Genomic DNA, 21,448 nt, shown 5'->3' on the forward strand with positions numbered 1-21,448 from the left:
TCCGCCTATTCCTTCATATGTTTTAAAAGTTCCATCATAATATCCGACATATCTGTCAGGTCACTCTTCACGATCGCCTCGCCGACCTCCTCGACCTCCAGACTCGGTTTAAAATGTTCGATTTCTTCTTCGAAATTGATTGTCATTCCTTCGCCACTCATGTTTTTCCTCCAGAGTTTCTTCCTTTTATTACATGGATATACATTCCCGCTAATCTTACACCATTCTGGCGGTGCTGTCAAATCCAGTTCGGGAAATCTTTTTCTCCAGCTCTCCGATTAAATACAGAGAACCCACACAAAAGCAGGTATCCTCCGGACGTTTTTCCTGAACCAGTGTCTGATAAGCTGTTTTTACATCTGGTATACTTTGAACCTCACAGCCTTCTGCCACCCGGTGTGCTGCTTTTTCCATCGCCTCCATCGGAAGTGCCCGCGATGTATATAAATGAGTCAGCACCAATCGATCCGGCTTCAGTTTCCGCATCAGTGTTTCCAGCATCGATTCATAATTTTTATCTGAAACGGCTGCAAACAGCAGAAAAATCCGACCATCTTTCCCTGACTCTTCTCTTCTGCGCGCTGCTACCTCTGCCGCCGCGCCCGCAAACGCACGGATTCCGCCCTCATTGTGAGCGCCATCCAGATAAACTCCGTCCTGGATCTCCTCCATGCGTCCGCGCCATACCGCATTCCGGATGCCCGCTGCCGCTGTCTCCCCGTCCACTGCAAGAAGCCGCGCCGCCTGGTAAGCGATGCAGGCGTTGACTGCCTGATATTCCGCTTCGAAGGGAATAAACAGACGCTGGCTTTTCTCTTTTATCATCAGGCTCATCCCGCCATGTCCCCGCCGAAGATCCGTATACACTGCCGGGCTGATCGGATATGCCGGACAGGAAAGTTCCGCCGCCCGATTTCTGATAACTGCCGAAGCCGCCGCATCCGTATCATCGTACACCACCGGCATATTTTTTTTCAGGATTCCCGCCTTTTCGCCCGCGATCTGTGTCACCGTGCCGCCCAGGTATTCCATATGGTCAAGGCTGATTGAAGTGATGACCGTAAGCGCTGGATGCTCGATGCAGTTCGTTGCATCCAGCCGTCCGCCGAGCCCCGTTTCCAGAATCACATACTCCGGCTTTTTCCGGCGCACCATCCACATGAACATCAAAAACAGATATTCAAAATACGTCGGACGCCCCAGTCCTTCCTGCTCAAAATGAACATATGATGCCTTAACCGCCTCAAATGCCTCCAGGAACAGTGCATCGTCTGCTTCCTGTCCATCAAAAGAAAAACGCTCCGTCACGCGCACCAGATGAGGAGACGTAAACCGCGCCGTCCGCTTCCCGGCTTTCTGCAAAACCGCATCGAGAAACGAGCAGACCGACCCTTTCCCATTCGTTCCGGCCACATGTACGATTCTTTCCTCCTGCGGCAATGCATTCAGGTATGAAAGCATCCTGCGAAGCCCCTCCGCCGTATGTTTTTCACTGGTAAATTTCGGTATCTCATTCAGATATGCATCTGCCGCTTCTACCGTCCATTCTTCTTGTTTCATGGCATGAAATATCCTTTCCTGGCAAACGGAAGCGGCAGTACGAACTCTGCCGTCTGCCGCCTTGTCTTTTGTATGTTATTATTTTATATCATTTGCGGAGATCGTGCAAGTGGTTATATGGAATAAAGACTGTACCTTCTTGTGTAATAGTAACTGTTCACAGGCAATGGAGAATTCCAAGGTATTTCCAATTATACAAGAAACCCCTCTTGATAATCAAGAGGGGTTCCACTCATCAGCTCCCTGCCGGACTTGAACCGGCGACCTACGCATTACGAATGCGTCGCTCTACCAACTGAGCCAAGGAAGCATTTTAATTTGAAAAATGCTCTGGAAAACCCAAAGCAACTTTCGATGACCTGTCCGGGAATCGAACCCGGGTTTACGCCGTGAGAGGGCGTCGTCTTGACCGCTTGACCAACAGGCCGTATGTTTTATAATAGAATCGAGGCGACGTGATTCGAACACGCGACCTCTGCGTCCCGAACGCAGCGCTCTACCAAACTGAGCCACGCCTCGATTACATGACGTAGTATAATATAAATCCTGGAAAATGTCAACACCTTTTTTGAAGAATTTTTAAAAATATTTATTATGTTTAATATTTCGCTATAGTTGCTTGTGTTTGCTCAATTCAATAAATTTATATTTACTTCATCAGCTTCTGAATCGTCTTGCACAGCTCCTCAACCGCTTCTTCCCCATTTCCCGCCTCTATATCATCGACCACACAGGTTTTGATATGGTTGGACAGCAGGACTTTGGAAAAACTGTTCAGCGCCGCCTGAACCGCTGATACCTGGTTTAATATATCGACGCAGTATCGCTCGTCTTCCACCATCGCCTTCACACCGCGCACCTGTCCCTCGATCCGGTTTAAACGTTTCAGCAGATCTTTTTCTTCGGTCAGGTTTCTGTGTTTGTGGCGTTCCGTCTCTCCTCCCTGACAGACCTGCGCTTGTGATTCACATTTACAACAGCCCATGCTTTTCTCCTATCTTTTATCAAAATGCTGCGAAATGGCATATTAATTCCACCATTTCGCAGCTTTTTTCATCCTACTGAATCGAGTCCACCTTATAATCCTGTGCCTCAACCGCCTCTTTCAACGTATCGTCCGCCACATCCGCACTCATGCTTACGACCGCGGTTCCTTTCTCATGGCTGACCTCTGCGCTCTCCACGCCTGCCAGTGCCTCCAACGCCTTCTTTACGCGTGCCTCACAGTGTCCACACATCATTCCTTCGATATTCATTGTCTTTGTCATCGTTATTCCCTCCATATTTATATGATTTTTTTGATTCTCACTTTTTTGCATTTCTTTTGAAACAGTTTCATTTTCATTTGCTGTTTGCCCAATTGACCGGATGTCTTCTGCCTCCGTCCTAACTGCACCTGCGTTTTCTGCTTTATCTCCGCCTTTATTAGCAGCCTTCTCAGCCCTCTTCCGCATCGGATGATCCTTCGATGCATCGTGCATCTTAAACAGATTCAGCCGCAGCGCGTTCGTCACTACGCAGAAGCTGGATAAGCTCATCGCTGCAGCGCCGAACATCGGATTTAATTTCCATCCAAAGATAGGATACAACAAACCGGCTGCAAGTGGAATACCCACAACATTGTAAAAGAATGCCCAGAACAGGTTTTCGTGAATATTTCGAAGCGTCGCACGGCTTAGACGGATTGACGCCGGAACATCACTCAAACGGCTCTTCATCAGCACCACATCCGCGGCATCAATCGCGATATCTGTACCGGCTCCGATCGCGATACCTATATCGGCACGCGTGAGCGCCGGGGCATCATTGATACCATCACCGACCATTGCCACCTTGCCCTGTTCTTTCAGGCTGCGGATGACACTCTCTTTCCCATCCGGAAGTACTCCGGCAATGACTTCATCCACACCAGCCTGTGCCCCAATCGCACGGGCGGTCCGCTCATTATCTCCGGTCAGCATGACCACACGGATTCCCATGTTCTGCAGTTCCTTGACCGCCTGCGGGCTGTCTTCCTTGATGACATCTGCCACGGCAATCATACCAGCCAGACGACCATTTTTCATAAAGCACAGCGGTGTCTTGCCTTCCGATGCCAGGCGCTCAAAGGATGCCTGTTCCTGTGCGGACACCGTCGTATGTCCGCTGATATAGGAAAAGCTTCCGCCTGCCAGTGAAGCGCCCTCTAACGTACCGGAAAGTCCATTACCCGGCAGCGCCTGGAAATCAGCCGCCTCCGGCGCGTCAATCTGCTGTTCTTTTGCATAGAGAAGAACAGCTTTCGCCAATGGGTGCTCACTCTTCTTTTCCAGGGAAAGCGCCAGGCTTACCAGCTCCTTCTCAGTCACACCTCCGGACGGGATGACGTCGGTCACACGCGGCTCGCCGCTGGTGATCGTACCCGTCTTATCAAGCGCTACAATGTCCATTTTTCCGGTTTCTTCCAGCGAAACAGCTGTCTTGAACAAGATTCCGTTTTTCGCGCCCATGCCGTTGCCGACCATAATCGCAACCGGCGTAGCCAGTCCCAGTGCACACGGGCAGCTGATAACCAGTACGGAAATACCTCGCGCCAGTGCGAATCCAAACGTCTGTCCTGCCAGCAGCCAGATAATCGTTGTCACCACTGCGATCGTGATAACCGCCGGGACAAACACGCCGGAAACCCGATCTGCAATCTTGGCGATCGGCGCTTTCGTCGCCGCCGCGTCGCTGACCATGCGGATGATCTGCGACAGGGAGGTATCTTCACCGACTCTGGTCGCCTCACAGCGCAGATAACCAGACTGGTTGACCGTTGCCGCCGAAACCGGGTCACCCTGTGCCTTATCCACCGGAATACTCTCGCCGGTCAGTGCTGCCTCGTTGACCGCACTTGTTCCTTCCAGGACCACACCGTCCACCGGGATATTTTCACCTGGGCGTACAACAAATACATCACCCTTCTTTACCTCTTCAATCGGAACCTTTGTTTCCACTCCATCCCGGATGATAACAGCTGTCTTTGGTGCCAGTTTCATCAGTCCCTTTAAGGCATCCGTCGTTTTTCCCTTGGAACGCGCCTCCAGCATTTTTCCGACTGTGATCAGCGCCAGAATCATTGCCGCCGACTCAAAGTAAAATTCATGCATGTAGGACATAACTGCCGTGTCGTTGCCCTTTAACTGTGCGTCCGTCATCGCAAACAACGCATATGTGCTGTAAATAAACGACGCGCCGGAACCAAGTGCTACCAGCGTGTCCATGTTCGGGGCGCGGTGTAAAAGTCCCTTGAAACCGCTGATAAAAAATTTCTGGTTAATCACCATGATAATTCCGGCCAAAAGGAGCTGCAAAAGTCCCATCGCCACATGGTTGCCATCCATAAAGTGCGGCAGCGGCCAGCCCCACATCATATGTCCCATCGACATATACATAAGGACTGCTAAGAATCCCAGCGATGCGATCAGACGGTGTTTTAAGACCGGCGTCTCCCGATCTTTTAAGGCGTCCTCTGCCTCCGACGCGCTCTGCGCCTGCGCTGCAGTGCCCTGTCCTTTCAGGGATGCGCCATATCCGGCATCTTCCACCGCATGAATCACGGTCTCCGGGGGCACATCGCCCTCGACGCCCATCGAATTTGTCAGCAGGCTGACCGAGCATGCCGTGACACCCGGCACTTTCGATACTGCCTTTTCAACCCGGCTGCTGCATGCCGCGCAGCTCATGCCGGTTACTGTATATTGCTTCATGGTCTCCTCCTATCTCTTAACTGTCCTTATAATATACCCCAATAGGGTATATGTCAACCCCAATTTCATTTATGATCTCTTTTTCTCAACAAAATAATAATGGACGCAAAAAGACTCTGTCCGGAGAATTTCCCCTTACAGAGTCTTTTATACATTCGCATCTATGCCGCCCTTTGGCAGGCATAGACATTATTATTTTTATCTGTGCATCATCCAAACAGCATGCCCAGCACGCCGTAGGACAGAATCGACATAATCACCGTCGCCAGCGCGATACCGACTAAAATCGCGCCAAATGCCTTGCCAAATTTCATGTGGAGCAGGGATGCCACCAGCGCGCCTGTCCATGCGCCGGTTCCCGGAAGCGGGATACCGACAAAGAGCATCAGCCCCCAGAACTCATATTTCTCGATCTGCCCTTTTTTGCTCATCGCTTTGCGTTCCAGCCACAGCGCAATACCACGGAAACACGGAACCTTCTTCATCCACTCCAGCACATGGCGGATCAGAAGCAGGATAAACGGGATCGGCAGGATATTTCCCACGATACAGATCGGGATCGCCCGCAGGATCGGCACGTTTAAGAGTGCCGGTGACGCAGCCAGAAGCCCGCCTCGAAGTTCCAGAATCGGAATCATCGAGATAATGAAGATAATTGCCTCCTTCGATATGACTCCGGATAAATTAGCTGTAAACCATTGTACCAGTGAATCCATAAATTATGCCTGCTCCCCGCTGTTATTTTCATTCTGTGCCGCAGTATCGGTGGTGTTCTCCGAAACAGCGTCCGAAGCATCCGCGGAATCCGCGTCTGGGCCAGCCGCGCCTTCTGTTTCTGCGTTGTCAACCGCCTTATCTGCTGCAGCTTCATCCTTCTCTTCAAAGATAGTCTCCTGCATCTCCTCTGGTTCTTCCGGCTCATGCACATCTGCAGATGTCGTTGAATCCATCGGCGCACCGCACCGGCTGCAGAATGCCGCATTTTTCTCCACCTTTGCGCCGCACTCCGCGCAGACTCTTGTGCCCTCTAACTCGGCAATCTCATCCTCCAGGGACGCAATCTTCACAAGCCCTGCCTGGATAGTGTGGAACTCATCTGCAAATTTCCCTTCCAGCTCGCCCTCATGTCTGTCATAGTATGCTTTTCCCAGTGTGATATATGCCTTATTAATCTTATCTTTCTCGGCGGACAACTTCGATTTCAGCTGTAATACGCCTGTAATGTCCTTTACCCGGTTCGCAGCTTCCTTGCTCTTATCGCTGATCACCTTTCCAAGTTCATCGAAAAATGCCATATTTCTTCCTCCTCTGCGGGATATGTACGCCTCAAATTTCGTTCTGCCTGATGTGACAGCGCATCGCTGTTCTAAATCTAACGGCAGGTTCATGCAAAACCAAGGCATCTGATATTTTCTCATAACGATTCAGCCGGTTTTTGCATCAAATACATAAACCGGCTGAACCGCTACGTTTCCCCCTATTTTAGCCCCTACAGGGGAGAAAGTCAATCTTTTGCATCCCTAAATCAACTCTAGGCAACTTTTTTAATACGCAAACACCCGGTTCAGCCGCATCAATTCCGGTGTCAGGCCGAAGGTCGATTTCACAAACTCCGGAACCTTGCCATAGCGGAACGAGCGCTGGTAGATGCCATACTGACCCGATTCATCCATTTCATAGTCCGCCGCATATTCCCCATCATACAGGACATTCTGACCGGCATCCACCGTATATGTCTGACCTATCTCATTTTCCTCCATTGAATTTACCGAATCCCTCAAATCATCCTCTGAAACTGCCCCTGTGTCCTCTGTACCGGACACATATACTGCAATATTGATCCCCTGATATGCCTCCGCCATTTGATTGATCTGCACCATATCATCCGAAGCGGAGTTTGCAAGAATTTCTGCAATCTGTTCCGGATCTGTAATCGTTACCTCGCGTCTGCTGTTATTCTGAAGATACTCCCGCTGGCGTTTTCCAAGCTCTGTATCTGCCGGTGCCAGCTGATCCTCCGGAATCTTGCCGCCCTGATACTGAAGCACGATTTTTTCTGTATTTTCCGGCGTCACCTTGCTGCCGACCTCGGTACCACACTGTTTCAGAATCGCGATCGTCTCCTGGAAGGACGGATAAATCGGGTAATAATCAAACTGGTTAAATGTGTCATAATAGCCGCCATTTTTACGAATCACATCAATCATCGCCTGCATCTCATTTGTCTTAAACTGAATCTCCGCGATCGGCATCTCCTCCCGGCGCATATCCGGCGTCAGAGCCATCAGCTCTTTCTGGTATGCAGCAAGAAGCGCCGCCTTCGTCTGCTCATCCGGAAGCTTCACATGGCTGCAGTCCTCTTCCTCTTTGTAATTGATGCCTGCGGCATCGTCTGCCTGTAGGGACAGCACCGGGTACATTCCCAGTTTATAGCTCTGATTTTCATAAATGGAATCTAGCTGTTCCCGCAGCTCCGATACATTGATCGTGCGGTAATTACGGTAAACGGTTTTTCCATTGTTCAGATGCCAGGACAGCACGATCGAATCATAGCGTGAATCCAGATCCACCTCACTCATCCAATCCTGTCCGCCGTTCAAATGCTTCCGCTGTCTGGAAGCTGTCTCGATGCCCTGCGCGCCAATTTCCCGCAGGACACGGATTCCATCCTCATCCGAGATCTGCATTTTATCTGCCACATCTCCCTGGGACGCCCATTCCATTCCAACACTGTAGCCATCCCTATACATTCTCGGAGTCACATGGTAAGCCCCTGCCGCATTGTTGTCCAGCGCATCACAGTAAATACCCGCGTATGCAACCTTGTCAGCATCCGGCAGATAGCTGTCATATCCTGCCACATCCAGGCGGAACCCTAAGAAAATGGCTGCCACTGCCACCGCACTGATAACAAGCTGTCTCTTATGCGCAAACAAGCTCTTGAAATCGAAATGATAGATAATTTCGATCAGGCAGCTGGTGATGAGCAGTCCGCAGATCAAGCCAAACACGGTCCAGATATCATCATTCAGGATTGACCGGAAAATCATTCCGGAAAACAGTGTGATCGGCACAACCAGAAGGAAACGGATCACCGGCTCACTTACCTTAAATGCCATCGCTCTTCCAGCCGCCTCAGACGGGCGTTTCCGGTACAGGAACATTCCCAGGCCAAAGAGCAGGGCTGCCACTGCCAATGCAATGACTGCCATCCGGGTGGGATGATCCGAACCAGTTGCCGTGCCGTACCAGAAAACCGGTGAGGTTCGCTCGCACCAGCGCAGCAGAAAATTGCCATTGTCATAAAACGTCATGAAGTATTCGGAAAAATACGTCGATACCACTGCAGCCACACCCGGTCCCCAGCTAAAAAACACGCCGGTTCCCAGTAAACCCACGATCAGATTGCCTGTCAGAATCACTGCCAGCACAACCGTCATGTACACCAGTGTAAAAAAGCACATATGCTGTATATACCCAATCAGCAGGGTTCCCCATGAAAATGGTGCGCCCTTTACCTGCAGCATCACTCCTGCCGCCAGCAGAAATACCAGATACGGGACTGCCAGATACAGGATACCGTCCAGGCAGGTCACAGTATAAAGCATTTCACGGCTGATCGGAAGGCTGTGAAAAAAATCCGTTTTCTTTTTCGAATGGAGATACGAAAAACCGGACGCTGCCAGCACCACCGCCGTCACAATCAGGATAAATACCAGCATTGCATTCTGGATCGAATACATATGCAGCATCTCATTGGTCAGCTTTAATTTTGCTTCTGCTAACGCCGCTTCGACGCTCAGATCTTTAGACAAGTTATCCGGACGCAGCATTATGCTGGTTTCCAGCGCTGTCAGGACTGGAAACAGAAAGAAGCACAAAAGTGCGGTAAGCGCCACGCTCCAGAGACGCTGCTTCGTATTTTCTCTCATATATTTAAAAAACAAGCCTTTTGATGTCATAACCAGCCACCTCCGTTTCACTGATAAAGATCTCTTCCAGGGAAAGCGGTATCATTTCAAAAAACACCGGATGATACGCCTGTAAAATTGTCTGAATCTCTTCCCGTTTTCCGCGCACAGTAAGCGTCAGGAGACTTCCCCTCTGTTCCGTCTTTATAATATCGATTCCCTGCAAATCGCTGCTCCCCACTCCCGCCGGAAGCACACACTGAATCTTGTGAATATTTAACTTCATATCGTCCAGATCCTTTGAGAGAAGCATTCCTCCCTTGTGAAGCAGACCTACATGGTCGCAGATATCTTCCAGCTCCCGCAGATTATGGGAGGCGATGACCGGCGTGAGGTTCCGCTCCTCGATATCATTGGCAAAAAGACTCTTGACCGTCTGCCGCATGACCGGATCCAGCCCGTCAAACGTCTCGTCGCAGAACAGATAATCGGTTCCCGCGCAGATGCCCAGCAGCACGGCGAGCTGTTTTTTCATACCCTTCGAAAAGGTCTGCACCTTCCGCCGGCTTTCCAGTTCAAAATTCTTTAGCAGTTTATCAAACCGGGCTGCATCAAACTTCGGATAAATCCCCTGATAAAATACTTTCATGTCTTCCGCCGTTCCATTGCTTAAGAAATACGGCTCATCCGGGATATAAAAGCATCGTGCCTTTACCTTTGTATTCTCAAATACTGTCTCATCATCAACCGTAATGCTCCCTTCGTCCGGCTTTAAAATACCGGCTGCCATCCGCAAAAAGGTACTTTTTCCGGCGCCGTTAGTTCCGATCAGACCAAAGACACTTCCATTGTGAATCTCCGCATGGATATGATCGACTGCCACTGTATCATAAAAACGCTTCGTCAGATTCTCAGCCTTTATCATTCCTGTTTCCTCCTTCCTCACTTCCATAGCTCTGGATGACCTGCTCCTGGAACTCCAGCATCGTGATGCCGGTTCCTTTTGCATCCCGGATCAGAAGTTCCAGCTGATCCCAGATCTCCTGCCGCTTCCTCTCCCGAATCTGCCGGTTATCCGCCACAAAACTGCCCCTGCCCTTAACCGAATAAATATATCCCTGGCGTTCCAGCTCTGCATACGCCCGCTGGATCGTATTCGGATTCATCGACAGCTCCGTTGCCAGACTCCGCACGGATGGAAGCTGACTGTCCTGCTCCAAAATCCCCCGGACCATCAGATCCGACAGCTTCTCAACAATCTGCTCATAGAGAGGTCGTCGATCTTTATAATCAATCAGAATCACGCTCACATTCTCCTTTCCTCCATTCTGCCCTGTATCAAAAATCATAAGTGTATTAGTTCATTTAATACAGTTATAGTATACAAAAAGGGCAGCCGATTGTCAACCGACTGCCCTCTTACGATTTTCTTAACAACCTTTTCGGTTATATCCGAATAGAAACAAACTTCTGCAATCAAAGATTGATTACTGAGCCTGTGTCTCCTCAGCTGCCTCAGTCTCTTCTGCTTCAGCCTCAGTCTCCTCAGCTGCCTCAGTCTCTTCCTCAGATGCCTCTTCGGTCTCTTCCTCGGAAACTTCCTCAGTCTCTTCTGTTTCAGCCTCGGTCTCCTCAGCTGCCTCAGTCTCTTCTGCCTCTACAGTCTCCTCTGCTGCTGCAGTTGTCTCCTCTGCTTTGCTGCCGCAAGCGGTCAGAGCAGATGCTGCTACCATTGCACTCATAACTAAGATTGCTGCTGTTTTTGTAAGATTCTTTCTCATAATTATTCTCTCCTCTTTAAAACATACGATTTATGTTTTCTTGTACCTCATCGGTACGTGACCTATAATAAAAACAAATTATGTCCAAAATATGAATAGATAATTAACATTCACTAAATAAATCCCGTATTTCTTACAAAAATCGAAAGTTTTCGTAAGAAAAGTCCTTGTTTCTGTTGACTTTACATTATTTTTTAAGGTCTTTAAATCTTAATATATATGCAGCAGTTTTCTCGTTTCAATGCTGTTTTTTCCCGATTTCCGGCTTATTTTTATTCTTTTTTCGTTTCTTTATGAACAAGGTTCTCGATTTTGTGTTTACGATTTGTTCACAATTTAGCCAAATTTGAACGGTTGGAACCGAACTGAAATTCCGTCATATATTTCCGGTAGCGAAGCGGCAGATGCATCCGCTGACAGGCTGGATTTTCCCGCTCCTTAATTCCTATCTGATGAAAAAATGCACTCCAGAGCGCCGCATATTCGCTCTGATCGGTTCTCCCGGAAAGCGCCTGCAGGGGTTCTGTCTCAGCCCCACGCATCATATACCACCGCCCCTTTCCTGTCCAGACTCCCGCTTCCTGGTGATTTTTATCATAGATAATAAATGGTTCCGAGGGCAGGCGATCTGTAAAATACGGCATCAGCAATGCCGTCACCCGGTTTTTCGGACCAATCTCAGAAAATAGTACATGATCGGAATATTCTGCAAACCGCAGAAATTCTGTCTGCAAATGCGCTTCATTGGCAACCGCACGGTTGATCTGAAAGACTGTCTGCACCGCCGGTATCTGTAAATTTTCCGTGATACGTCTCCCTGCTGCCCCTGCGCTAAACCCACAGACCAGAAAGCGGTAGACCGCCTCTGCCCGATCCTCCCGCTCACTCAGCGCCGTGCGGTAAATCCAGCTGTACGCCAGTTCTGACAGGGATCGACGCACCGAGCGCACGACTTTCTGTGCCTTGAGCCGATCCACCGCCACCTCTCGGTACTCCGAAAACAGGCTGTAATTATATTCGCCCTGTACTTCCAGCCGCACGTTCTCATGCCCTAAGCGGCTGTTCCAGGCATCATATACTCCTGTGAATATACCTTCTGGACTGTCTTCGCATACAAATACAACCATTTTTCTCTCCTCCGTCTGCTTCATGCCTGCGCCATATGAAAATCATCAAACAGCGACATCTGGCGGTACAGCCCGCTCTGTGACAACTGCCACTGCTTCCGCTTCTCTTCACTGATTAGCTGTGCCGCGATCGCATCCTCATGGATCTGCACCGGGTACATCATCCGCCCTGAACAGGTAATGAAGTATACTGCCCGCTTCAGCACAACTCCCATCTTCTTCAAATCTTCAAACCGAAGCGCCACCTGTTTTCTCGTTGCGACAATCCGCATCGCAGACTTTACCCCGATGCCCGGAACACGCAGAAGTGTCTCATACGGTGCCCGGTTTATCTCCACCGGAAACTCACCCAGATTCTGCAGCGCCCAGTCGCACTTCGGATCCAGAAACACATTAAAATTAGGGTGCTTTTCACTCAGAAGTTCCGATGCCCGGAAGCCGTAGTAGCGCATCAGCCAGTCCGCCTGGTACAGACGGTGTTCCCGCAGAAGCGGCGGTCCGTCCGGAAGATCCGGAAGCAGGCTGTCCTCATTCACCTTGATAAACGCCGAATAAAAGACCCTCTTTAATCCAAAATTCCGATACAGCGCTTCCGCGACCGCAACCATCTGATAATCACTCTCCGGAGTCGCCCCGACAATGAGCTGTGTGCTCTGACCGCCGGGGACGAAATAATTCTTGCGGTTTGAGATATTTCCCAGTCCGAAACTGCCATAGATCGATCGTCCTGGGATGACACGGGGGATCTCCGGTGTATGTGTCCTTCCAACCCTTTCATCCATTTTCCCCGGCTCTTTCGACCTCATAAATCCTTTTACCTTGTCTCCATTCCGCCCCCAATCCATCTTTGTCTCTGTCTGATTCGGACTCAGAATTCCCTTGTCAGCCTGCAGACATTCCCTTTCCCCTTTTCCTATCGCTTTACCACCAATTCCATTTCTCCCGTCTCCCGGAATCTGAATTTCTCCGCGCTCTTTCTGCGGAAGCCATGCCCCTCTGCTCTCCAGACGCCCTTCCTGCTCCAGCTGTCTCGCGATCCCAGTCTGGATCTGGCGCATCGGGCGCAGTATCTTGTCCCGCGTCTTTCCCGGTGCCAGGCGCGCCAGACCATCAGCCGTCGGAAGCTCCAGATTCACACTCATCCGGTCCGCCAGAAAGCCCACTCTCTCAATCAGCTCCGGATCTGCCCCCGGAATTGCTTTCACATGGATGTAACCGTTAAATCGATGGACGCGCCGAAGGCGGTACAAGGTCTGATACAGCAGTTCCATCGTGTGATCCGGTGTCTCCAGCACACCGGAACTTAAAAACAATCCTTCTATATAGTTGCGCCGGTAAAATTCCATCGTCAGACGGCAGACCTCCTCCGGCGTAAAGGAGGTACGGACCGTGTCATTGCTCCGGCGGTTGACACAGTAATGACAGTCATAGATGCACTGGTTCGTAAATAAAATTTTCAGCAGGGAGATACAGCGCCCATCCGAGGCAAAACTGTGGCAGATGCCGTCCACCCGGCTGTTTCCAAGAAAGCCTTCCTTTCCCTTTCTACCCACGCCGCTGGATGTGCAGGCGGCGTCATACTTCGCCGCATCCGATAAAATTCTTAACTTTTCTTCGATTGAAAGATTTTCCTGTATCAGCATGAGGTTCTGCCTCCTCCCGTTTCTCGAACATCCGTTCTGTATTTATCATATCACACCCTCTTTTTAAATGCAAGCCGTTTTTCGAACGCACATTCTATCATCCCGCACACTGTATCCGAGTCTTTCCAATTCTACGCAAAGCGTTGTTAAACTTCCTCTTAAAATATAATTTCGATAACACATGACAATATTTCCGATTGTTTTCCTCGCAAGCCGCGTTTATAATAAAGAAAGATTGAAGGTATAAAATGAATTATTCTTATAGGTAGGATGAAGGAGGAGTTTACAATGGCTATTTTAGTTACTGGAGGCGCCGGTTACATCGGCAGTCATACCTGCATCGAACTTTTAAACGCCGGATATGAGGTCGTTGTCATGGACAACCTTTACAATGCCAGTGAGGAAGCGCTGCGCCGCGTGGAGAAAATCACCGGCAAGCATGTAACCTTTTACAAGGCAAATATGCTGGATCGCGAGGCAGTCAATGAGATTTTTGAGAAAGAATCCATCGATTCGGTCATTCATTTTGCAGGCTTAAAGGCAGTCGGAGAATCCGTTGCGAAGCCACTGGAATATTACCACAACAATATCACCGGAACCTTGATTCTCTGCGACGTAATGCGCAATCATGGCGTCAAGAAAATCATTTTCAGTTCCTCCGCTACCGTATACGGAGATCCGGCATTCGTCCCGATCACCGAAGAATGCCCGAAAGGCAAAATCACAAACCCTTACGGTCAGACAAAGGGAATGCTTGAGCAGATTTTAACTGACCTGCACGTGGCAGATCCGGAATGGAATGTCGTTCTGCTCCGCTACTTCAACCCAATCGGTGCACACAAGAGCGGTCTGATCGGCGAGGATCCGAAGGGAATCCCGAACAACCTGGTTCCTTATATCGCACAGGTTGCTGTCGGCAAGCTGAAATGCCTCGGTGTCTTCGGCAATGATTACCCGACTCCGGACGGAACCGGTGTGCGCGATTACATCCACGTAGTTGACCTTGCAGTCGGTCATGTAAAAGCACTCCAAAAATTTAACGATAAGCCAGACGTATATATCTACAACCTCGGCACCGGCAAAGGCTACAGCGTACTCGATGTTGTCAAGGCTTACGAAAAAGCCTGCGGCAAAACAATTCCTTATGAAATCAAGCCACGCCGCGCCGGCGATATCGCAACCTGCTACTCCGATGCTACCAAAGCGAAAAATGAACTCGGCTGGGAAGCTCAGTACGGCATTGAGGAGATGTGCGCTGACTCCTGGAAATGGCAGTCGATGAACCCGAACGGATATCGGGACGCTGAGGACTAAAAGATAACAAAAGCGGCTGACAGATGTCCACCCTAACATCTGCCAGCCGCTTTTTCTGTTCTTTATTTGTGTTCCGCAAATCCCCGCCGCATTTTTTCCAGCGCCCGCTTCTCGATCCGGCTCACATAGCGACTCGCCTATTGTAAACGATTTGCCCTAAGAAATTGCTTCCAGTTCACGAAAGCGGAATTTGATGATGATTTGTTTGTCCTCAGTCAGTTCTACTCGCTCGATGAGACTAACCAAAAGTTCTCTGCTTGTGTAAGCGGAATCCAGAAACTGCTGAACCAATTCTCTTGCTCGGTCTTCGGTGCTGACCGGGCTTTCTTTTTGTGCTTCCAATTCCTTCAGCTTCTCTTCCAGAGAACTGCGCTCCATCTTGACCCGCTGATAGATGCGCTCGAAATCAGCTTCAGCCAGTAGGCCGGTGAGCCGATCCATATACATCTTATCCATATTGGCGGTCAAGCTGTCAATCTTGCTGCGCAGCAACTGGATCTCCGCTTCATGGCTTTCTGCCTGCCGAGCTTTCTCTACAGCATCAGCCGCAATGGGCTGCAGCTTCTTTGGTTCGAGATAAGCTTCGCAGATTTCTCTCACTTTCGCCAAAACCGCTTCCGTAACTACCTGCTCCTTGATCGAGTGGCAGGAACAGACACCTGCTTTCGTGAAGCGCTGATAGGTTCGGCAAACGAAGAACAATCGATCCTCACCAGATACCGGTGGACGGTTCAGCACCGCCATGGGATAGCCACACTCATGGCAGAAAATCAATCCTTTTAATAGGAAGTCGTAGGTTCTGCTGCGAGTGTGCTTTCGGCTGTTTACCAGCATCCGTACCTTCTGAAAGGTCTCCTTGTCGATCAGTGGTTCATGAGTATTTTCAACAACCACCCAGTTCTCACGATCCTTCTTCAGACATTTCTTAGACTTGTAGCTGATCTTCACTGTTCGTCCCTGAACCATGTTGCCCAGGTAGGTCTCGTTCTGCAGCATCTCAGAGATGCGTTCGCTGGACCAAAGTCCGGCGTAAGGGCCTTTACGTCCCATATTCCAACCACAGTAGGTTGCAGGAGTTATAACACCTTCTTCATTGAGCGTCGCCGCAATCTTTCGGCAGCTCATACCATCCAGCGCCATAGCAAAAATCCTGCGTACCACAGGAGCCACTTCCTCGTCGATGACGATTTTGTTTTTCTCTGTCGGGTGCATCTTATAACCATACATCGGCTTACCGCCAATGAACTGGCCTTTGCGTTGCTTATCCCGCTTGACGGATTTGATTTTCTTGGAAATGTCCTTTGCGTACATATCATTCATGATAGCACGGAACGGGGTAATGTCGTTGGCCGTTGACTCTACGCCAGTGTCGATACCATCCAGCAGGGAAATGTAGCGCACTCTCTTTTCAGGAAAGTACCGCTCCATATAGTGGCCGGTCATGATATAATCACGACCCAGTCGGGACAGGTCTTTGGTTATGACCATATTGACCTTCTTGGCTTCGATGTCGCCAATCATGCGCTGGAAGTCCGGGCGGTCAAAACTGGTGCCGCTCCAGCCGTCATCGATGTAGGTATCATAGACGGATAAGCGGTGCTGCTGAACGAACTCGTTGAGCAGAGATTTCTGGTTGGTTACACTCTGGGATGGCCCTTCAGTCTCATCCTCCTTCGATAATCGGATGTACAATGCGACATGGTAATCCATTGTGTTGCTTATTTCTAAGTACATAGGTTCCTCCTTGAAATAAGCAGCCACTCATCGTAAACATTGTACAACAGGCTTCTCAGGTGTCGCAAGGATGCGGATAAGATAAAGCCGAAAAGACTCCTCCAGCAGCTCTGCGAGGCTCTTTTCGGCTTCGGTATATATGCAGTGCACAACAGGCAAGGTTTGTTTCATACGTTCTACCTCCTTTGTTCATCGTATGTAAATGGGCAGTTTTTCTTGCCTGTCCATGCTGTGAAATTGGAGCCATTCCCTAAAAGTGTGCAGATGCACAGTTTTAGGGAATGAAAAAGTGACCTGCAATCGAAACAGGTCACTTAAAGATTCTGTATCTTATATTCAAAGTAGGTTCGAAACATCTGCTTATGGTTTTGAGGAACCATCTTAAATGGATCTGCTTTTAGCAAATCCGGTTCGATCAGCAAACTCATTGCAAAACAGTGGGCAAAGAATTCCGGAACATCATACTCAACAGTATCAGCTCCAATGAGCTTCATTACCAGAGTGAAATCCTCAGGAGGCACTTCCGGATCACCAGTCGGGGCGATGTTCACGCAATGGCCCAGTTCGTGGAGAAGCATACTCTGAGGAGTAGCTTCATGGTCTTTATGTGGAATCAGCATGTAGATGTCTGCCGCCACACTACCATCGGTCATATACATGCAACAGCAGAAGGAATCTTCTATGCGGTGTTTTGCATGGAATAGGAAAATGAACAAATGCTGTTTACATAGAACTCGTTTGGAAAAATCATAAACACGCTCTGCAACCTTCATGGTTTCCGCAGCCGCTTCTGCTGTCAGAAAACTATCATCACAATCGTCGTAATTCTCAGTAATATCATTAGCCAGAGCGCTCAACTGCGCAACATTCTCTTCCGCTCTTCTGCTGAACGACCAGTTGCGATAGAGGTACACCATGCAGGCTGCATTGCCTTCCGCAACGTTCCATCTAGGGTGACGATCCATGAACGCTTCCATGATCAGCTGCTCATATCTGGCTCGCAGTTCCTGATGCAACTGCTCATAATCGTGCTGAGAATACGTTTCAGCTGCCTGTTTCAGATACACAGCCAATTCACTCAGCTTCCTAATTTCGTTCATGTTTTTACCATCCTTTCTCTTTGCTAACCATAGGAAATTCGAACGACAATCCATCTTCTTAGTAGGGGGATGCTCCATCCTACTGCAAAAAGCCGCCTAATTTGTGTCAGACGGCTCTTTTTACATGCCCTTATAAAATTCTTCCTCAAAGTCTTGGGCGCACTGCTTGCGGCAAGAGTCAATGATGTGACCATATCTCTCAGTAATCATCTCCGCCTGTGCATGACCGGAATCACCCTGTACTGCTTTGATGTTACCACCAGTTAGCACCAGCTTGTAACTAATGCTACTATGCCGCAAACTGTGAAAGGATACGATCGGAAGCCTAAGCTGCAGCAATTGCTTTTCCAGCAAACGGGGTAATGTTTCCTCCGAAAGTGGTCTGCCATTGGAATATCGAAGAATCAGATTCGGCTGGTTTCTCTTGACTGGCTTCAATGTTTCTCTCCACTCCTGCAAAACATCCAGAACATAATCAGGAAGATATACGGTTCGGATACTGGATTTTGTTTTGGGGCGTTTCAACACTGTGACCGTCCGCCCCTCATTAAAGACAGCCGGGAATTGATAGAGAATATCCTTACCGTTTAACACATCCACTGCATCCCTGCGGACACGTTTTAATGTCTTGCTGACAGAAATCGTACCTTTCTGGAAATCCACATCATCCCAGGTCAGCGCCAGAATTTCACCCTTCCGCAGAGAACCGGCAAAAGCCAGATGTACCGCAATGGACAACATAGGATTATCGCAGTTTTGGACCAACATCTTGATTTCATCAGTGTTCAGCATCGGAATTTCACTTGGAAAGGCTTTCGGAACATTTGCTTTCTGGAATGGGTTCCTGAGAGCATACTCCAATAATACCGCCTGTTCAAATGCACTGTGCAGCAGCTTATGAATGTTCGTCAACACCGAGGGAGTGATTTTCGGATCAGCCTGCAATTTTCCATACAATGCTGCAATTACCTTAGGACTGAACTCACTTAGTCGCATACTGCCCATGAACGGAAAACGGCATCGTTAAAATACTGGATGCTCGAGAATTAGGTACAGTTCCATATCGTGGAATACCATCTCGTTCCTTTTTCATAAAAGAAGATGGAACATTCTTTGAAACTCGCATACCAGTTGATGCGATTTCAGATTATGAGAATGACTGGGAAAGTTTCAAACATCTAAAACAACAGGTCAAAGAAATTATATTGGATGCATTACAAGAAATGATACGACCTTCGCCATTAATTCGATATCGCAATATGCACATTGAAGACTTCTTTGCCCGGAACAATTCTGAGGTAGTCTCTAAAGATGATTTAATGTGAGAATCCTAATTAATACCGTGAATATAGTAACCACTAATTGTATTAGCTTTTCTATTACATTGATCATTTTTCTAAAACAACAAAAATACTAAGCTATCGGCCAGCAGAAATAATACTATCAGGAGGAAAAACATGTCTTTAACAAATGCATACCTAATCACAACTAAGAATCTTTCCAGCATAATTAATTCTGTAGTAAGTGCAAAAGCTCCTGAACGATTCACCAATAAGTTCTTGGAAGATTTGGGCTTTAAAAGCAGCAACGACAGATTGTATGTTGGCTTATTTAAAGCACTTGGCCTGATTGATGATACAGGTCAGCCTACAGCAAGATACTATGAGTTTATAGATCAGACACAAACTGCACATATTTTAGCTGTCGCTATTGAAGAAGCATATGAGGATTTATTCAGCCTACGAAAAGACGCTCAAAACTTGAGTAGTGACGAGGTAAAGAATAAACTTAAGACGCTCACCCAAGGTCAAAAAAGCGATACTGTTTTGGGCAATATGGCCTCAACATTTAAAGCTTTATGCACATTAGCAGATTGGAATAAGCAGCCCGTAATTCAAAGTGAAGAATCTCAAGAAGTTATTTCACATGTTGAAAATCCTGTGCGAGAAGCGCCGCTCCCAACACAAAACAAGCTGATTTCTGATATGAATTTACATTACAACATTCAAATCCATTTACCTGAAACAACCAATATGGCTGTATATGATGCAATTTTTCAAAGCTTAAAGAAACACCTACTGTGAGGCAACGATATGAACGATGACAAACTTTATTCTTTCGTGTTGCGTGGAGAATTAACTAAAGTTGCGCTAAGCCATTCTGGAACCGTCAGCAAACATTCTACATCCGAAGCTCTGGCTCAAGAATATATTAACTGCTTGTCTCTAGATTTATTGGACGATGAATGCGTCCAAAACGCAAAAGAGATGGCAACAGTATATACAGCGATTGCAGCGTTTGAAAATATGGTTCGAAAATTTATTTCGAAAATCTTAATTGAGCACAAAGGCGAAAATTGGTGGGAAGAATGTGTTTCTGAAAAAATACGCAAATTTGCAGACTCCCGCAAGCGTGAAGAGGAGAAAATCAAGTGGCACACTCAACGTGGAGACTCAATGATTAATTACATAGAATTTGGTGACCTCGTTTCAATTATGCAGCAAAACTTCGAGCTTTTTGAAGTACATATTATTTCAATTGATTGGGCCAGACAAATAATCCAAACTCTTGAACGGTCAAGAAATGTAATTATGCATAGCGGACAGTTGAGCAAAAAGGACATTGAACGAATTGGTACAAATATTAGAGACTGGATTAGTCAAGTAGGTGCGTAATAAATCCTTGCTCCCAACAATAACTTGATGAGTGGCCGCTTAACTAAATAATCTAAACACTGATGCCCGGGGAGCCTTTCGGCCCTCCGGGCATTGTTTACATTAGTGGCGGCGCTATACATAAGAACGCGAGATTCCAAGTCCGTCGGCAATCTCCCGCTGCGTCTGTTCCTTTCCGCCAAACAGCCCGTACCGGCTGCGTAAGACGATTTTCTCTGTTTCTTTTAAACACGCTTCATAGGCGCGGTAAAGCTGTTCAATTTCCTGCTTTAAAATAATGGTTTCCAGAACTTCTTTTCCTTCTGCCTCCAGCACATCCATCCGGCTGACGGTTTCTCCATCTTTATCTACCCCGATCGGGTCATATAACGAGATATCCTTTGCATATTTTTTACCAGCACGGAAGGTCATCAGAATCTCATTCTCGATACATTTCGCCGCATACGTCGCCAACCGCGATCCCCGCTCCGGATGAAACGTATTGACCGCTTTAATGAGCCCGATGGTGCCGATCGACAGGAGATCTTCCATTTCATAATCTGTACCCTGATATTTTCTGGTCACATGCGCCACCAGCCGTAAATTTCGCTCTATCAGAGTATTGCGTGCCTCATGGTCTCCCTCTTTCATGCGTTCCAGACAGGACCGTTCCTCTCCAGGTGTCAAAGGCTTTGGAAATGTATGCAAAGAAAAAGCCACCCTGAAGCTTACTTACTGATAGTTTATGCTTCGGTGGCTTTTCCAGTGCACCACTTGCTTTTCCGATTTTAGAAAGGGCGCTAAAAATCATACCATCCAGCCGGTTATAAATCCGCTGCGTGTGAACTACTCGGTAACTAAGTTACCAGAGCATCTGAAATCTGGCGGGATAC

The 21,448-nt window shown here is 48.2% G+C and carries 20 protein-coding genes and 3 tRNA genes; 3 read left to right on the plus strand and 20 right to left on the minus strand.

The window, feature by feature from the left end; all coding sequences use genetic code 11:
* Nucleotides 1-5: 5 nt before the first annotated feature.
* From DWX68_RS14605 to DWX68_RS03130, 15 genes are all read right to left on the minus strand, one after another.
* On the minus strand, nucleotides 6-161 hold the full coding sequence (locus DWX68_RS14605; protein ID WP_022358683.1) for a hypothetical protein: 156 nt from the start codon (nucleotides 159-161) through the stop codon (nucleotides 6-8).
* A gap of 55 nt (nucleotides 162-216) precedes the next feature.
* Nucleotides 217-1,560, minus strand: a complete 1,344-nt coding sequence (locus DWX68_RS03065) for a Mur ligase family protein (protein WP_118628578.1) — start codon at nucleotides 1,558-1,560, stop codon at nucleotides 217-219.
* 237 nt (nucleotides 1,561-1,797) lie between these two features.
* A tRNA-Thr gene (locus tag DWX68_RS03070) sits at nucleotides 1,798-1,870 on the minus strand.
* 45 nt (nucleotides 1,871-1,915) lie between these two features.
* Nucleotides 1,916-1,987 (minus strand) — tRNA-Glu (locus DWX68_RS03075).
* Between the two features lie 18 nt (nucleotides 1,988-2,005).
* Nucleotides 2,006-2,079, minus strand: a tRNA-Pro gene (locus tag DWX68_RS03080).
* A 130-nt stretch (nucleotides 2,080-2,209) separates the two neighbouring features.
* Nucleotides 2,210-2,545, minus strand: coding sequence for a metal-sensing transcriptional repressor (locus tag DWX68_RS03085; RefSeq protein ID WP_022358560.1), 336 nt, complete (start codon nucleotides 2,543-2,545; stop codon nucleotides 2,210-2,212).
* Nucleotides 2,546-2,618: 73 nt separating this feature from the next.
* Complete coding sequence (locus tag DWX68_RS03090) at nucleotides 2,619-5,291, minus strand: heavy metal translocating P-type ATPase (protein WP_118628579.1); 2,673 nt, start codon at nucleotides 5,289-5,291, stop codon at nucleotides 2,619-2,621.
* 209 nt (nucleotides 5,292-5,500) lie between these two features.
* Nucleotides 5,501-6,007, minus strand: a complete 507-nt coding sequence (locus tag DWX68_RS03095; protein ID WP_118628580.1) for a small multi-drug export protein — start codon at nucleotides 6,005-6,007, stop codon at nucleotides 5,501-5,503.
* Nucleotides 6,008-6,010: 3 nt separating this feature from the next.
* Nucleotides 6,011-6,586 (minus strand): zinc ribbon domain-containing protein, encoded by a 576-nt coding sequence (locus DWX68_RS03100; protein WP_118628581.1) that lies wholly within the window; start codon nucleotides 6,584-6,586, stop codon nucleotides 6,011-6,013.
* Between the two features lie 249 nt (nucleotides 6,587-6,835).
* Complete coding sequence (locus DWX68_RS03105; RefSeq protein WP_147354938.1) at nucleotides 6,836-9,223, minus strand: DUF6449 domain-containing protein; 2,388 nt, start codon at nucleotides 9,221-9,223, stop codon at nucleotides 6,836-6,838.
* Between the two features lie 4 nt (nucleotides 9,224-9,227).
* The gene (locus tag DWX68_RS03110; RefSeq protein ID WP_117795722.1) at nucleotides 9,228-10,127 is read right to left on the minus strand and encodes an ABC transporter ATP-binding protein; all 900 of its coding nucleotides are present in this window, start codon (nucleotides 10,125-10,127) and stop codon (nucleotides 9,228-9,230) included.
* Nucleotides 10,114-10,506, minus strand: coding sequence for a GntR family transcriptional regulator (locus DWX68_RS03115; protein ID WP_107000076.1), 393 nt, complete (start codon nucleotides 10,504-10,506; stop codon nucleotides 10,114-10,116). Before DWX68_RS03115 ends, DWX68_RS03110 begins: the two co-directional genes overlap by 14 nt.
* Before the next feature lie 183 nt (nucleotides 10,507-10,689).
* On the minus strand, nucleotides 10,690-10,983 hold the full coding sequence (locus DWX68_RS03120) for a hypothetical protein (protein WP_107000077.1): 294 nt from the start codon (nucleotides 10,981-10,983) through the stop codon (nucleotides 10,690-10,692).
* 329 nt (nucleotides 10,984-11,312) lie between these two features.
* A complete protein-coding gene (locus DWX68_RS03125; RefSeq protein WP_107000433.1) occupies nucleotides 11,313-12,110 on the minus strand; it encodes a TIGR03915 family putative DNA repair protein in 798 nt (265 codons plus the stop codon).
* Between the two features lie 20 nt (nucleotides 12,111-12,130).
* Nucleotides 12,131-13,753, minus strand: coding sequence for a putative DNA modification/repair radical SAM protein (locus DWX68_RS03130; RefSeq protein ID WP_118628583.1), 1,623 nt, complete (start codon nucleotides 13,751-13,753; stop codon nucleotides 12,131-12,133).
* A 288-nt stretch (nucleotides 13,754-14,041) separates the two neighbouring features.
* On the opposite strand from DWX68_RS03130, the gene galE reads away from it, so the two are divergent.
* Nucleotides 14,042-15,067 (plus strand): UDP-glucose 4-epimerase GalE, encoded by a 1,026-nt coding sequence (gene galE / locus DWX68_RS03135; protein ID WP_118472873.1) that lies wholly within the window; start codon nucleotides 14,042-14,044, stop codon nucleotides 15,065-15,067.
* A gap of 156 nt (nucleotides 15,068-15,223) precedes the next feature.
* On the opposite strand, the gene DWX68_RS03140 is transcribed toward galE, so the two are convergent.
* The 4 genes from DWX68_RS03140 to DWX68_RS03150 form a co-directional block, all read right to left on the minus strand.
* Nucleotides 15,224-16,801, minus strand: a complete 1,578-nt coding sequence (locus tag DWX68_RS03140; protein ID WP_118628584.1) for a recombinase family protein — start codon at nucleotides 16,799-16,801, stop codon at nucleotides 15,224-15,226.
* Nucleotides 16,802-16,828: 27 nt separating this feature from the next.
* Nucleotides 16,829-16,972 (minus strand): hypothetical protein, encoded by a 144-nt coding sequence (locus tag DWX68_RS14610; RefSeq protein WP_182432120.1) that lies wholly within the window; start codon nucleotides 16,970-16,972, stop codon nucleotides 16,829-16,831.
* A 143-nt stretch (nucleotides 16,973-17,115) separates the two neighbouring features.
* Entirely contained in the window at nucleotides 17,116-17,901 is a 786-nt protein-coding gene (locus DWX68_RS03145; RefSeq protein ID WP_147354939.1) for a hypothetical protein, read from the minus strand.
* 120 nt (nucleotides 17,902-18,021) lie between these two features.
* Nucleotides 18,022-18,813 carry a site-specific integrase gene (locus DWX68_RS03150; protein ID WP_182432121.1) on the minus strand — a complete coding sequence of 264 codons (792 nt, stop codon included), beginning with the start codon at nucleotides 18,811-18,813 and terminating at the stop codon, nucleotides 18,022-18,024.
* A 545-nt stretch (nucleotides 18,814-19,358) separates the two neighbouring features.
* Between DWX68_RS03150 and DWX68_RS03155 the strand changes: the two genes are divergently transcribed.
* Both DWX68_RS03155 and DWX68_RS03160 read left to right on the plus strand, forming a co-directional pair.
* The gene (locus DWX68_RS03155; protein WP_118628587.1) at nucleotides 19,359-19,985 is read left to right on the plus strand and encodes a DUF5343 domain-containing protein; all 627 of its coding nucleotides are present in this window, start codon (nucleotides 19,359-19,361) and stop codon (nucleotides 19,983-19,985) included.
* A gap of 9 nt (nucleotides 19,986-19,994) precedes the next feature.
* Nucleotides 19,995-20,576 carry a Swt1 family HEPN domain-containing protein gene (locus tag DWX68_RS03160; protein WP_207663953.1) on the plus strand — a complete coding sequence of 194 codons (582 nt, stop codon included), beginning with the start codon at nucleotides 19,995-19,997 and terminating at the stop codon, nucleotides 20,574-20,576.
* 114 nt (nucleotides 20,577-20,690) lie between these two features.
* Here DWX68_RS03160 and sigK read toward each other — a convergent pair whose 3' ends face one another.
* A complete protein-coding gene (gene sigK, locus DWX68_RS03165; protein WP_118628588.1) occupies nucleotides 20,691-21,263 on the minus strand; it encodes an RNA polymerase sporulation sigma factor SigK in 573 nt (190 codons plus the stop codon).
* Nucleotides 21,264-21,448 lie beyond the last annotated feature (185 nt).

The organism is Clostridium sp. AF20-7 (assembly GCF_003479275.1).
In the GTDB taxonomy this organism is placed as follows: Bacteria; Bacillota; Clostridia; order Lachnospirales; family Lachnospiraceae; genus Otoolea; species Otoolea fessa.